The organism is Novosphingobium guangzhouense (assembly GCF_002896965.1).
In the GTDB taxonomy this organism is placed as follows: Bacteria; Pseudomonadota; Alphaproteobacteria; order Sphingomonadales; family Sphingomonadaceae; genus Novosphingobium; species Novosphingobium guangzhouense.
In genome coordinates, this window is record NZ_LYMM01000062.1 from 216589 (window position 1) to 229460 (window position 12872).

Genomic DNA, 12872 nt, shown 5'->3' on the forward strand with positions numbered 1-12872 from the left:
CGCTCGGCCCGAGCCTGTCGTCGAAGGGCCGCAACCCGGCCCTTCGCGCTACTTCCAGCCTGCCAGCCGCGCGAGCATCGCCGTGGCGGACATTCCGCCCCCCGGCCGAGGGACCGCACGATAGTCCGGTCCCGCCGCGCAAGCCAGGCAATAGGCCTGAACGCCCTGCGCACCAAGCACGCCGTCCAGGCGCGCCACGGCCTGCGCCATCTGCAACCGCTGGCGCTGCGCCACCAGCCCGGCGAAGTCATAAGCCGCAGCCTGCTCCTGCGAACCCGAGGTCAGGCTTTCCACGAAGGCGCTGACCGAGTCCTCCGGCTCCTCCAGGTAGACCGCCTGCCATTTGCCATTACCCACGCCGCCCAGCTTCGCCGCATAGGCCAGCGCATCGTCCAGCCCGCCCATCTGGTCGACAAGGCCAAGCCGCTGGCCGTCCGCCCCCGGCCACACGCGCCCCTGGGCGATGGCATCGACCTGCTGCGGGGTCTTGCCGCGCGCCTTGCCGACGATGCCGAGGAACTTGCCGTAGATGCTTTCGACCGAGCCCTGCAGCATACCGTCAACCTCGGGCGTGAACCCGCCGAGAATGTCCGGTTGCCCGGCAAGCGGGGTTGAGCGCACGCCGTCGCTGGTCACGCCGAAGTCTGCCAGCGTCTTTTCGAAACTGGGAATGAAGGCGAAGACGCCGATGGAACCGGTGATCGTGGCGGGCTCTGCGAAAACGCGCTGGCCGGGGGTGGAAACCCAGTAGCCGCCACTTGCCGCCATCGTGCCCATCGACACCACAACCGGGATCTTCGCATCGCGCCAGCGCTGGATCGCCCGGCGAATGCGCTCGGACGCCATGACCGAGCCGCCCGGCGAATCGATCCGCACCACAAGCGCCTTCATGCCCTCTTCGCGGTTTTCATCCAGCAACCGGGCGATGCGATCGCCGCCTGCGGTGCCCGGCCCCGCGTCCCCGTCCACGATCTCGCCCGCGATGGTGACGACGCCGATCTTGGCACCCTCTCCCTTTACCGGGTTCGCGGCCAGCCAGGTGGCCAGCGTCGTGTGCGCGTAATCGGGCGCATCCTTGTCCGGGTGAGCGCCGGCGCTTTCGCCGACGAGCTTTTCGACCCGCGCCTCGAATTCGGTCTGGTCACCGATGCGGTCGATCAGGCCCGCAGCCTTCGCCGCTTCGGCCATGTCATTGCCGTGCGCCCTGTTCCACCCCACCGGGTCCGCGACCATGCGATCGAGCTGCGCCCTGGGCCGCGCTTTCGCGATCTCTGCGCGCAGGGCGTTCCACTGCGAATCGAGGATGAGCTTGAAATCCTCGCGCGCCTGGGGCGAAAGGTCGGCGCGCATATAGGGTTCGACCGCCGACTTGTAGGTGCCGACGCGATAGACATGCGCGTTGACCCCGTACTTGTCGAAAAGCCCCTTGTAGAACTGCATGTTGCCGCCCGGCCCCGCCACGAAGGCGCCGCCCATCGGATCGACCCAAGCCTCGCTCGCGTGGGCCGCAAGCTGCACGCCGTCATCGGCATAGAGGTTGGCGAACGTCAACACCGGCTTGCCCGCCCTGCGCACCTCGTCGATCGCCGTTCCGATGTCGTGCAGGTGGACATAGCGGCCACCAAGAAAACGCGACAGGTCGAGGACGACGGCCTTGATCCGCTTGTCCTTCGCGGCAAGCCGCAGCGCGCGTTCAACGTCGCGGGCCTGGAATTCGCGGACCTGTTCTCCGCCGGAGGTCAGCAGCTGGAGCGGATCGACCTTGCTTTTTTCCTCGACCACGGTGCCGTCAAGCTGCAGCAGGAGCGCGCCGTCCTCAACCTTGCCGCCGACCGGGCGGGCCATCAGTGCGGCATAAATCACGCCGAAGAAAGCCAGCAGGAACAGCAGTGCCAGTGCGTCCTTCACGGCAACCAGCAGCTTCCAGACCTTGCGTGCGAATCTCATGTATCGACCTGCCTTTCACTCACAGCCTTACCTGCCGCAGTGCGGGATAGGAAAGAGGCGGGCACCAAACCGGTTCCATTCCTTTCAAGATGCGCGATGTAATGCCGGATCGCCCTTGCTCCGATCCCCCTCGCCCCCTATGGCGTGGTCTTTAATGACACCCCCAGAATATACCTATCCGGCAGGCGCTCTCGCCTTTCCGCATCGCGGCCTCACGGGCATCGCAGGGCTTGCCCCGCACCAGATCTGGTTCCTGCTCGACGAGGCGGAACAGTGGGTCGAGATGAACCGGGGCGCGCAAAAGCGGGTCGAACTGCTCTCCGGCCTCACCATCATCAACGCCTTCTTCGAAAACTCGACGCGCACGCTGCTGAGCTTCGAGATCGCGGGCAAGCGCCTGGGCGCGGACGTGGTGAACATGGCCGTCGCCACGTCCAGCGTGAAGAAGGGCGAAACGCTGATAGACACGGCGATGACGCTCAATTCGATGCGCGCCGACGCCATCGTCATCCGCCATGCCTCCTCGGGCGCGGTGCAGCTGATCGCCGACAAGGTGGACTGCCCGGTGCTCAACGCCGGGGACGGTCAGCACGAACACCCGACGCAGGCGTTGCTGGATGCACTGACGATCCGGCAGGCCAAGCGCGCCTTCAATGGTCTGCGCGTTACGATCTGCGGCGATATCCTGCACAGCCGCGTTGCGCGCTCCAACATCCTTTGCCTTGCCTCGCTGGGCGCCGAAGTGCGCGTCTGCGCGCCGCCTGCGCTGATGCCCGCCGATATCGAGCAGATGGGCGTAACGGTATTCCATGACTTCGACGCGGCGCTGAAGGGCGCGGACGTGGTGATGATGCTGCGCCTGCAGATGGAACGCATGGAAGGCCAGTTCATCCCCTCTCCGCGCGAATATCGCCACCTTTACGGCCTGACGCTCGACCGGCTGGAACTGGCCGAATCGAACGCGCTGGTCATGCACCCCGGCCCGATGAACCGCGGCATCGAGATCGACAGCAACGTGGCCGACCACGTGGAGCGTTCGATGATCACCACGCAGGTGGAAATGGGCGTGGCGATCCGCATGGCCTGCCTTGACGTCCTCACCCGAAAAGGCCGCAAGATGGAGGGCTGGGCATGAGCATTCACGCACCCCTTACCGTCACCGGCGGCCGCCTGCTGCTTCCCGATGGCACGCTTGAATTCGGCGCGGTGCGCTGTGAGGGCGGGTTCATCACCGCCATCGGCGCGGATGTGGCCCCGCAGGAGGGCGATACCGTGCATGACGCGCGCGGCCAGATCGTCGCCCCCGGCCTCGTGGACATCGGCGTTTTCGCGATCGACAAGCCCGCTTTCCACTTCGGCGGCATTACCCGCGCAGGGCTGATGCCCGACCAGAACCCGCCGCTGGACGTGCCCGCCCGCGTGCGCTTCGCGGCGCAGTCGGGCAAGCCGGACTTCTGGGTCCACCCGCTCGCCGCCGCGACGCAGGGGCTGGAGGGCAAGTCCCTCGCCGAGATCGCGATGATGCGCGATGCCGGCGCGCGCGCGGTCTGCACCGGACGGCGCTGGATCGGCGATTCGGGCACGATGCTGCGACTGCTGCAGTATACCGGGATGCTGGGCATGGTCGTCATCGCCCATGCCGAGGATGCCGGAATCGTCGGCAATGCCGTCGCCACCGCAGGCGAGATGGCCACCCGCCTCGGCCTGCCCAGCGCGCCCGCACAGGCAGAGGCGCTGGCGATCGCCCGCGATATCGCTTTGGCAGAGATGGCAAATGCCGCGATCCATTTCCGCAACGTGACGACTGCCGCCGGCCTTGAACTGGTGCGAGCCGCCAAGGCGCGGGGCCTGAAGGTGACGGCAGGCGTCAGCCCCGCCTATTTCATGCTTTCCGACCTTGCGATCGGCGCCTTCCGCACCTTCACCCACCTCTCCCCCGCGCTGCGCTGCGAGGCGGACCGGCGCGCTGTGGTCGCCGCGATCGGAGACGGCACCATCGATGTCATCGCATCGGGCCACGACCCGCGCGGACCGGAAGACAAGCGCCTGCCGTTCAGCGATTCGGCGCCGGGCATGGCAGGTGCGGAAACGCTGCTCCCGCTGACCCTCAGCCTCGTGCGCGACGGCGTGATCGACATGGCCCGTGCCTTCGATCTGATCGCGGGCAATCCGGCGAAGCTGCTGGGCGTGAACGCGGGCTGCCTGACGGTCGGCGCCGAGGCCGACATCGCAGTGCTCGATCCCGAACGGCCGTGGATCGTCAATTCGGACAAGATGGCCGCCGCCGCAGGCAATACCCCGTTCGACCGCCAGCCCGTTCAGGGCCGCGTCCTTGCACTGTTCAAGGGCGGCGTCGCGGTGCGCATGAAGAAAGTCGGCGGGTAAGGGGCCGACAGTCGTATCGTCCCGGACCTGAGCCGGGACGATGCGGCGTGATCAGCGGCTCGCCAGCATCGGCCTGCCATGCGGCGCGACCGTACCCGGCAGCGCGCGGCCGTCTTCGTAAGCAAGGCATTCGCCCCCCCGACCCTTTACAGTCGAGCACAGCGACTGCGCAGGTCCGCGCGCGAAGCCTTCGGCGGCCACACGGTAATAGCGGCGGCCATTGACGTCAGCCTCGGTGATGCGCAGCGCATGGTCGCGCAGCGACGGATCGCGACGCTGGAAGATCGTCCAGGCGCGCCTGGCGCCTTCCATCGTGCTGAATGAGCCCAGCTGCACCAGATGGCTGCCCGTCTGCACGGGCGAGGCGACTTTGGGGGCAGCCTTGGCAACGGCCTTCACGGGCTGCGGCTGCGGCTTCTGCACCCGCGCGATGCTGCCCGCGAAGGCGCGCTCGATCGAACGACGCGGCGCTTCTTCCTGCATCGCGGGAGCCGGAACGACGGGATCCGGAACAACCGGCGTCACCGCTTCGGCAAGGACCGGGGCGGCAGCGGGGGTCGAAGCGGCTTCCTCTACCGCCGGAAGTTCGGCAAGCGGCGCAACCGGCTCAGCCGCTGCCATCATCGCGCGCGGGGTATGATCGATACCGTTCAGCGCCAGTGCGGCAGGCTGCCCCTGATCGGCACGCAGCGGCGTGCCCAACAGCCCGGCCACGCGGGCGCGGCCCTGCTGCGCGCCGGCCTTGCTTGCCCAGTCCTGCAAGCGTGCGTCCAGTTCCTCGCCCGTCACATCCTGCGACGCAACCACCCGCGCTTCGGCCCAGCGACCGTCAAGCGCATAGGCATAAGCCAGGTTCTGGCGCGTCTTTGCGGTGTTTTCACCCTTGCGCACGGCCTGCGAAAGCACTTCCACGCCCTGCGCGGGCTGGCCGGCCAATGCCACGGCAAGGCCGTAGTCTCCCGCCGGAAGCCTGTCTGCAAAGCGCTGCAGCACATCCAGCGCCTCGGCCTGGCGGCCCGAACCGATGTAGGCCAGCGCCAGGCTAAGGCCCGTGCGCGGGCTGCGATCGCCCAGCGCCAGCGCATCTTCGAATGTCGTCGCGGCCGAATCGAAGCGTCCCGCGGCGAGGTAGCCCTGCGCCAGCGCAGCGCGCGCAGCCATGTCGCGCGGGGACTTCGCCACGCGGGCCTCGACCCTGGCCAGCGCCGTATCGTTCACGCCTTCGCCGATCCCGGCGACCTGTCCCGCAGGCACGCGCCCGACGCCGGTTCCGCCGCCAGTGCTGGCAACGCCGTGCTGCCCGCCCGCGCATCCGGCAAGCAGGGCTGCGACCATGGCCGAACACAAAGTGAAGCCCGCATTACGGGCGCTGCTGCTGTGGCGGTTCTTCATGTTTCGCGTACCTTCTGGATCAGGCCGGAACCCGGCGGCCGAAGCCACCGACCGGACGCAGCACGCCTCCCTGCGCCGGGGCGTGCGGAGACTGCCCCGCAGCCGGTGCGGCGAAGATCGTGCGGCGGAAATTCTTTTCGAGGCGGTCGGCCACATAGGCCCACAACGCGGCCATCTCGGCGGCGGAGCGACCGCTGGGGTCGATCTCCATGACGGTGCGGCCATCGATCATCGACGCCGCGAAATCGGTGCGCTGGTGGACCGTGACGGGGGCGACAGTGCCGTGCTGCGACAGCGCAACGGCTGCTTCCGCCGTGATCCGCGCCTTTGGCGTCGCGCCGTTGACGACGAAGACCAGCGGTTTGCCCGACCGCTCGCACAGGTCGACGGTTGCACCCACCGCACGCAGATCGTGCGGGCTGGGCCGGGTCGGAATGACGATGAGTTCGGCCACGGCAATGACGCTCTGGATGGCCAGCGTGATCGCAGGCGGCGTGTCGATCACGGCCAGCCTGAAGCCCTGTTCGCGCAGCAATTGCAGGTCGGCGGCAAGGCGCGCCACGGTAGTGCGGGCGAATGCGGGCGTATCCGCCTCGCGCTCGTTCCACCAGTCGGAAAGGGAGCCTTGCGGGTCGATGTCGATCAGCACCACCGGCCCGGCTCCGGCGCGCTGCGCCTCCACGGCAAGGTGCCCGGACAGCGTGGTCTTGCCAGATCCGCCCTTCTGCGATGCCAAAGCCAAAACGCGCAAAACCGATTCCCCAATATGCCGCCGATATGCGGCCAACATGCCCTTGGGCGCATCGCCCGGCACTGGCCGCTTCGGACCGCCCACATCGGACAAGTGCCTGAGCGTTCCTAATTTACGGTTAATTGCTTAGTCGCGCAGACAAGGCCGCTCCTGCGCCTTCAGCATCCGGATTTACCGTCCACGGCGCGTTAACTCTTTGCGGTTACCCCGATCCGTGGTTCATGGATCATGAGCCTTCGACGGGGCAGCACCGGAAAGCCGACAACGTGAGCAAGATTCTCCCGATACTGACTGCGGCCGTGATCGCATTCGCCCTGCCTGCGTGGGCGGGGGTCCAAGCTGCGCCCGCAGCCGGGACAAGCGTCAAGGACGGCGTCGATGCATGGTCCGCCGGGAATTATGACGGCGCCGTGCGCATCTGGCAGCCGCTGGCCGACCGGGGCGATCCCGACGCGCAGTTCAATCTGGCGCAGGCGTACAAGCTGGGCCGCGGAGAGCCGCTTGACCTCTCCCGCGCAGAGGCGCTTTACGGCATGGCCGCAGCGAAGGGCCATGTTCAGGCCGCCGATGCCTATGGCCTGCTGCTGTTCCAGCGCGGAGAGCGCCAGCGCGCCCTGCCCTATATCCGCAATTCCGCCGCGCGCGGCGATCCGCGCGCGCAGTACATCCTGGGCGTCGCTCACTTCAACGGTGACCTGGTGCCCAAGGACTGGGTGCGGGCCTATGCCCTTGCCAGCCTTGCAAGGCAGGCCGGATTGCCACAGGCGACCAGCGCTCTGGAGCAGATGGACCGCAGCATCCCGCTGGAAGACCGCCAGAAGAGCGTGGTCCTTGCCCAGCAGCTCGCGGCCGAAACACAGGCCAACCGCCAGCAGTTGACGGCCTCCAGCGAATTGGGGACGCACGCACCGATTGCGGTGGCAAGTAACGCGCCGCCCCCGGCACGCCCGGCAGCGGCCAAGCCGGAGCCGCAAACTTCGCCTGCGCCTGCTCCCGCTCCCGTGTCCAAGCCCCAACCGGCGCCGGCGGCCAAACCTGCAACGGCACCCCGGCCCGTCACTTCCGGCCCCTGGCGCGTGCAACTTGGCGCGTTCGGCGTTGCGGGCAATGCCGAAGCCCTGTGGGGCAAGATCAAGGGACGCCCTGAACTGGCGGGCCATCCGCGCGCGCTGGTGCCTGCGGGCAAGCTGACCAAGCTGCAGGCCACCGGATTCGCTTCGAAGGCGGACGCCGATGCCGCCTGCGCCCGCCTGACCGCCGGTGGCTTCGGGTGCCTGCCAAGCAGGGACTGACCCTCGACACCCTCTCGCAAGAGGAAGACGCCTGCGCCGCCGTCCCGGCGCGGCTGGATACGCTTGACCTGATACGCGGCGTCGCCGTGCTTGGCATCCTTGCCATCAACATCGCCGGATTCGCCGGGCCGATGATAGGCACGACCACGCCCAATCTGCCCCATCCCGCTGCTCCGGTGGACGAAGCGGCATGGGCCTTCGGGCTCCTTGTCTTCGAAGGGAAGATGCGCGCCCTGTTCACGCTGCTGTTCGGCGCGGGGCTGGTGCTGTTCCACGAACGCGCGGAGGCGGCCGATCGCGATGCCGACCAACTGCAGCTGCGGCGGCTCGGCTGGCTGCTGCTGCTGGGTATCGCCCACTATCTGCTGCTGTGGTGGGGCGATATCCTGTTCCTCTACGCGGCCTGCGGCATCGCCGCGCTGCTGATGCGCCCGCTGAGCGACCGCATGCTGCTGTGGACCGCATTGGCGCTGTATTACGCGTGGCATATCTGGGGCATGTTCGATGCCGCTACCGCCATCGACGCAGAGCATGCCCTGCGCGATGGCGTGGCCAGTGCGGAACAGTTGCAACTGGTGGCCGAGCGCATCCAGCCTATGCTCGACTGGGCCGCGCAGGAAATGCGCGAGGCCAAGCTGGGCTGGCTGGACCTGCTGTGCGTGAAACTGACGGAACGGCCCTTGTGGCAGATCCAGATGGTATCCGGCGCCTTTTCCGAAACACTGCCTCTGATGCTGATCGGCATGGTGCTCTACCGTTCGGGGTTCTTCGATGGTCGCCTGCCGCGCAGGCGCCTGATCGAAGTATCGCTTGCCTGCACGTTTGCCGGAACGACGCTGACGGCGATGTTCCTGGGCTGGGCATGGCCGCGCCACTTCCCCCCCGTTGCCATGCACGCCGCGCTGGTCTGGGGCATGGCCATGCCTCACGTACTGGGCGGGATCGGTTATGCCGGGCTGCTGGTGCTTGTCACCCCGCGCCTCGCCCCGACCCGACTAGGCCGCCATCTGACCGCGGCCGGACGCATGGCCTTCAGCAATTACATCGCAACCAGTCTGGTCATGACCTTCGTGTTCTATGGCTGGGGCCTTGGGCTCTACGGAGAAGTGCCGCCCGCCCGGCAATGGCTCTTCGTGCTTGGCGGCTGGGCACTGATGCTGGCGTGGAGCCCGATCTGGCTGCGCCATTTCCGGCGTGGCCCGCTGGAATGGCTCTGGCGGTCGCTGGTGGAGCACCGCCTGCTGAACAATCGCATAGCCTGATGCATTTTCGCTATTGCGATCCATTCGCACTCGCATATATTGAGCGACAGAACAAAGGATTCGCTCATGTACGTGTGCATCTGCAATGCCATCCGAGAGACCGAGCTTCGCTGCGCGGCCCGCCGTTGTCGCGGCAGCGCCGAAGCGATCTACGGTTCGCTCGGCCGGACGCCGCAGTGCCGCCAGTGCCTGGACGATGCCGAAGACATCATCGCTGACGAACTGTCGTCCGCCGGAATGGGAATCGCTGCCGCCGCCTGAACTTCATGACCTGACTTGCCCTGACCATCATTGCCGATTATAGGCCGCGGCTCCAGCATAGGAGTTTCCGCGCGATGAAGGGCGACCTCAAGGTTATCGAGTTTCTGAACAAGGCGCTGTTCAACGAGCTCACCGCAATCAACCAGTACTGGCTGCATTACCGCATGCTCGACAACTGGGGCATCAAGAAGCTTGCCGAGTACGAGCGCCACGAATCGATCGACGAGATGAAGCACGCCGACGTGCTGGCGGATCGCATTCTCTATCTCGACGGCCTTCCCAACTTCCAGAACCTGGGCAAGCTGCGCGTAGGCGAAACGGTCGAGGAAATCCTCAAGGCCGACCTCGCGCTCGAATACGATGCGATCCCGATGCTCAAGGAAGCCATCGCGCACTGCGAAACCGTGCGTGACTTCGTCAGCCGCGAAATCTTCGCGCGCATCCTCGAAAGCGAGGAAGAGCACGTCGATTTCCTGGAAAAGCAGTTCGACATGATCGAACGCATGGGCATCCAGAACTACTGCCAGTTGCAGAGCAAGCCGGCCGGCGAATCGGAATCCTGATTCCAGGCATCTGATCTGAGGACGGCGGCGGCCATCAGGCACGACGCCGTCCTTGCTTTAAAACGCCAAACGACCCGGACGGCCCAATGCCGCTTCCGGGTCGTTTTGCGTGGCGCGCGATCACATCGGGAATAGCCTGCACGGGAACCGCCTCCGCCGCCATCGTTTATTGGCTGGCAGGAGCGGCTTTGCGTAGTAAGGGGGCTGAATGGGATCTGACGAAAAGCGTGGGTTACAGACAGAGGACATCGGCTTTGCCGTCCTCGTCGTGCTTATTTCTCTGGCTGCGGCCTATCTGCTTGCCCCGTATTTCGGCGCCGTCCTGTGGGGCGTGGTCGCCGCGATCATGTTCCAGCCGCTGACCGCGCAGCTTGCCGAACGCATGGACGGACGGCGCAACCTTGCCGCATCGATCGTACTGTTCGGGCTGATCGCGCTTTTCGTGGTGCCCACGATCCTGCTGGGTATAAGCATCGTCAACGAAGCCACGGTGCTCTACCAGAAGATCACCAGCGGCCAGATCGACTTCGGACGCATCGTCCAGCAGGTGCAGGGCGCCCTGCCCTCAAGCGTGCGCCGTCTGGTGTCCGAATACGGGCTCAACGATTTCGAGGAAATCCGCCGCCAGTTCGGCTCCAGCATCACCAGCGGGCTGCAGACGGTTGCAGGGCGGGTGCTTTCGGTCGGCCAGGGCGCGCTCAGTTTCGTCGCGGCGCTCGGCGTCATGCTCTACCTCAGCTACTTCCTGCTGCGCGACGGTGACCGTTACGGCGAGATGGTCCGCACCAGCCTGCCGCTTCATGCCGACACGCGCGATTCGCTGATCCAGAACTTCCTGCTGGTCGTGCGCGCGACGATGCGCGGCACCGTGGTGGTCGCCGTGGTTCAGGGCCTTCTGGGCGGTATCCTGTTCTCGGCGCTGGGTATCGAGGGCGCGGTGATCTGGGGCGTCCTGATGGGCTTCTTCTCGCTGCTGCCCGCCGTCGGCACCGGCATCATCTGGGTGCCCGTGGCGATCTACCTGTTCGCTGCCGGCAACATGATGCACGCCGGAATCGTGGTGTTCTGCGGCGTCTTCATCATCGGCATGGTCGATAACGTGCTGCGCCCGATCCTCGTCGGCCGCGACACCCGCCTGCCCGACTTCGTGGTGCTGATCGCCACGCTTTCGGGCCTGGAACTTTTCGGCCTCAACGGCTTCATCATCGGGCCTGTGATCGCCGCCCTGTTCATCGCCGTGTGGAACCAGCACCGCGACCGCAGGAAGGCCAAGACCGAGGTAGCAGAAGGCTCGCCCGTCCCGGTCCAGACAGAGGCCGGTGCGGCAAAGGCCGCAGAGGAAGCGGTGGCCCACCCTTCCTGACCGCGCCCGCCGACATGAAAAAAGGCCGGGAAAAGCTTCGCGCTTTTTCCGGCCTTTTTGTCAGTCCTTCTTGAACGGGTTCTTGGGACTGCGAAGATTCAGGCGGATCGGTACCGATTCGAAGCCCAGTTCGCGCCGCATCCCGTTGATGAGATAGCGCTTGTAGCTTTCGGGCAGCAGATCAAGCCGCGTACCGAAGACCACGAAGCCCGGCGGACGGGTCTTGGCCTGCGTGATGTAGCGCAGCTTGATTCGCTTGCCGCCCGGTGCCGGCGGCGGATTGGCAGCCAGTGCATCGTCGAACCAGCGGTTGAGCGCCGAAGTCGGCACGCGCTTGCTCCATGCCTCGCGGATGGAGAAGGCGGCGGAGATCAGGTCGTCCAGACCCTTGCCGGTGCGCGCGGACACCGCAAGCAGCGGCAGGCCGCGCACCTGCGCCAAACCATCGTCCAGCGCGCCGCGAATGCCGTTGAACAGGCCCGAAGCATCCTCTGCCACGTCCCACTTGTTGATCGCGATCATCAGCGCGCGGCCTTCCTCCAGCACCTTGGAGGCGATCGTCAGATCCTGGTGCTCAAGCCCGCGCGTCGCGTCGAGCAGCAGCACCACCACTTCGGCAAAGTCGATCGCGTGGCGCGCATCGGCCACCGCAAGCCGTTCCAGCTTTTCGGTGACGTTGGCGCGCTTGCGCATGCCTGCGGTGTCGATCAGGTGGACCTGCCGCACGTCGTCGGTCTTGGGGTCGGTCCATTCCCACTGGATCGTGATCGAATCACGGGTAATGCCCGCTTCCGGCCCGGTCAGCAGGCGATCTTCACCCAGCAGCTTGTTGATCAGCGTGGACTTGCCCGCGTTCGGACGGCCGACGATCGCCAGCTTGAGCGGCGCTCGCAGGCGCGCTTCCTCATCCTCTTCTTCCGGGAACGGCTCTTCCTCGGGCTGCAGCGGATCAAGGATCGGCAGCAGCGATTCGAACAGGTCGGCCATGCCCTCGCCATGCTCGGCCGAAATGCCGACCGGGTCGCCGAGGCCCAGCGAGTAGGCTTCGAGCAGACCGCCCTCGCCCGCGCGGCCTTCGGCCTTGTTGGCCAGCAGGATCACCGGCACAGGCGAGGCGCGCAGCCAGTTGCCGATCTCTTCGTCCAGCGGCGTTAGCCCCGAACGCGCATCGACGACGAACAGCGCAACGTCCGCCGTTTCCAGCGCCGCTTCGGTCTGCTTGCGCATACGGCCGGGCAGCGTCTCGGCCTCGTCGTCCTCCCAACCGGCGGTGTCGACGATCTGGAATTTGAGGCCCAGCAGCTCTGCATCGCCGAAGCGACGGTCACGCGTGACGCCGGGCTGATCGTCCACGAGCGCCAGCTTCTTGCCGACGAGTCGGTTGAACAGCGTGGACTTGCCGACGTTGGGTCGGCCGATAATGATGACTTGGGGAAGCATGATCGCACCCGCTTGGGCATTTCCGGCGCTTTTGGCAAGCGTTGCGGTGATTCGCATGCGCAGGCGGCCGCAAAATACCGGGGTTGGCGTTAATTCTCATGCAATCGATTGTTGGTGTTTTTCAATCGATTTACAGGAAAAGCACGGAACCTTTTCCTACCCGGCCGTTAACCAACCACCGAAGATGCACGTCAATCTTCTGAGGGCAAAACGGCG

At 66.1% G+C, this 12872-nt stretch carries 11 protein-coding genes; 7 read left to right on the forward strand and 4 right to left on the reverse strand.

Annotated features, from left to right (window positions below):
- Window positions 1–48: 48 nt before the first annotated feature.
- The gene (gene sppA, locus A8V01_RS21475) at window positions 49–1947 is read right to left on the reverse strand and encodes a signal peptide peptidase SppA (RefSeq protein ID WP_103098326.1); all 1899 of its coding nucleotides are present in this window, start codon (window positions 1945–1947) and stop codon (window positions 49–51) included.
- Between the two features lie 154 nt (window positions 1948–2101).
- Between sppA and A8V01_RS21480 the strand changes: the two genes are divergently transcribed.
- Window positions 2102–3082: an aspartate carbamoyltransferase catalytic subunit gene (locus A8V01_RS21480; RefSeq protein WP_103098327.1), complete on the forward strand. Its 981-nt coding sequence runs from the start codon at window positions 2102–2104 to the stop codon at window positions 3080–3082.
- Window positions 3079–4332 carry a dihydroorotase gene (locus tag A8V01_RS21485; RefSeq protein WP_103098328.1) on the forward strand — a complete coding sequence of 418 codons (1254 nt, stop codon included), beginning with the start codon at window positions 3079–3081 and terminating at the stop codon, window positions 4330–4332. Before A8V01_RS21480 ends, A8V01_RS21485 begins: the two co-directional genes overlap by 4 nt.
- A 51-nt stretch (window positions 4333–4383) precedes the next feature.
- On the opposite strand, the gene A8V01_RS21490 is transcribed toward A8V01_RS21485, so the two are convergent.
- Together A8V01_RS21490 and A8V01_RS21495 are read right to left on the reverse strand one after the other, a co-directional pair.
- On the reverse strand, window positions 4384–5724 hold the full coding sequence (locus A8V01_RS21490; RefSeq protein WP_103098329.1) for a tetratricopeptide repeat protein: 1341 nt from the start codon (window positions 5722–5724) through the stop codon (window positions 4384–4386).
- A 19-nt stretch (window positions 5725–5743) separates the two neighbouring features.
- The gene (locus A8V01_RS21495) at window positions 5744–6475 is read right to left on the reverse strand and encodes a ParA family protein (protein ID WP_103098375.1); all 732 of its coding nucleotides are present in this window, start codon (window positions 6473–6475) and stop codon (window positions 5744–5746) included.
- 266 nt (window positions 6476–6741) lie between these two features.
- Between A8V01_RS21495 and A8V01_RS21500 the strand changes: the two genes are divergently transcribed.
- The 5 genes from A8V01_RS21500 to A8V01_RS21520 all read left to right on the forward strand — a co-directional run bounded on the left by A8V01_RS21500 (window position 6742) and on the right by A8V01_RS21520 (window position 11216).
- A complete protein-coding gene (locus tag A8V01_RS21500) occupies window positions 6742–7767 on the forward strand; it encodes an SPOR domain-containing protein (RefSeq protein WP_245892761.1) in 1026 nt (341 codons plus the stop codon).
- Entirely contained in the window at window positions 7746–9029 is a 1284-nt protein-coding gene (locus tag A8V01_RS21505; protein WP_103098331.1) for a DUF418 domain-containing protein, read from the forward strand. The genes A8V01_RS21500 and A8V01_RS21505 overlap by 22 nt, the downstream gene beginning before the upstream one ends.
- 66 nt (window positions 9030–9095) lie before the next feature.
- The gene (locus tag A8V01_RS21510; RefSeq protein WP_103098332.1) at window positions 9096–9290 is read left to right on the forward strand and encodes a (2Fe-2S)-binding protein; all 195 of its coding nucleotides are present in this window, start codon (window positions 9096–9098) and stop codon (window positions 9288–9290) included.
- Window positions 9291–9364: 74 nt separating this feature from the next.
- Window positions 9365–9853, forward strand: coding sequence for a bacterioferritin (bfr, locus tag A8V01_RS21515; protein ID WP_103098333.1), 489 nt, complete (start codon window positions 9365–9367; stop codon window positions 9851–9853).
- Between the two features lie 208 nt (window positions 9854–10061).
- Window positions 10062–11216 (forward strand): AI-2E family transporter, encoded by a 1155-nt coding sequence (locus A8V01_RS21520; RefSeq protein ID WP_103098334.1) that lies wholly within the window; start codon window positions 10062–10064, stop codon window positions 11214–11216.
- A gap of 60 nt (window positions 11217–11276) precedes the next feature.
- Here the strand turns inward: A8V01_RS21520 and der are convergent, their stop codons facing one another.
- On the reverse strand, window positions 11277–12656 hold the full coding sequence (gene der, locus A8V01_RS21525; RefSeq protein ID WP_103098376.1) for a ribosome biogenesis GTPase Der: 1380 nt from the start codon (window positions 12654–12656) through the stop codon (window positions 11277–11279).
- Between the last annotated feature and the right edge of the window lie 216 nt (window positions 12657–12872).

Excerpts from the sequence above, each read along its gene's own strand:
- sppA (WP_103098326.1), bottom strand. The coding sequence starts at position 1,947 with ATGAGATTCGCACGCAAGGTCTGGAAGCTGCTGGTTGCCGTGAAGGAC.
- A8V01_RS21480 (WP_103098327.1), top strand. The coding sequence starts at position 2,102 with ATGACACCCCCAGAATATACCTATCCGGCAGGCGCTCTCGCCTTTCCG.
- A8V01_RS21485 (WP_103098328.1), top strand. The coding sequence starts at position 3,079 with ATGAGCATTCACGCACCCCTTACCGTCACCGGCGGCCGCCTGCTGCTT.
- A8V01_RS21490 (WP_103098329.1), bottom strand. The coding sequence starts at position 5,724 with ATGAAGAACCGCCACAGCAGCAGCGCCCGTAATGCGGGCTTCACTTTG.
- A8V01_RS21510 (WP_103098332.1), top strand. The coding sequence starts at position 9,096 with ATGTACGTGTGCATCTGCAATGCCATCCGAGAGACCGAGCTTCGCTGC.
- bfr (WP_103098333.1), top strand. The coding sequence starts at position 9,365 with ATGAAGGGCGACCTCAAGGTTATCGAGTTTCTGAACAAGGCGCTGTTC.
- A8V01_RS21520 (WP_103098334.1), top strand. The coding sequence starts at position 10,062 with ATGGGATCTGACGAAAAGCGTGGGTTACAGACAGAGGACATCGGCTTT.
- der (WP_103098376.1), bottom strand. The coding sequence starts at position 12,656 with ATGCTTCCCCAAGTCATCATTATCGGCCGACCCAACGTCGGCAAGTCC.